This window comes from Telluria sp. AZSoR62 (genome assembly GCF_058111565.1).
Genome location: NZ_JBYTST010000441.1, coordinates 1 through 253, shown reverse-complemented (window position 1 = coordinate 253; position 253 = coordinate 1). Strand labels below are relative to the sequence as shown.

Genomic DNA, 253 nt, shown 5'->3' with positions numbered 1-253 from the left:
AGCTGGCGCTCGACTTTCACCAATCAAGTTGGCGTAGAACTCTCACTTTTTTTCCCCGTGGATGAAGACTCTACTGAGATAGGCGGTCGCAAAATATCCAAAAGCCCCCTCATGAAAATCCCAGAGGCAACCGCCGCGGCGATGAGCGTTGCTCCTCGCCCAAATGGGTGAACATCGACTACCGAGCACAACACGTTGACGACCAAAACAGCAAACCAAAACGAGACCAACAACTTATCCATAACAAATCCTA

1 protein-coding gene is annotated in these 253 nt (G+C 49.8%); it reads right to left on the bottom strand.

Annotated features, from left to right (window positions below; translation table 11 throughout):
• Nucleotides 1-23: 23 nt before the first annotated feature.
• Nucleotides 24-253, bottom strand: a 230-nt coding sequence (locus AC3XQU_RS24365; RefSeq protein WP_489876691.1) for a hypothetical protein, incomplete at its 5' end; no start/stop codon positions are given.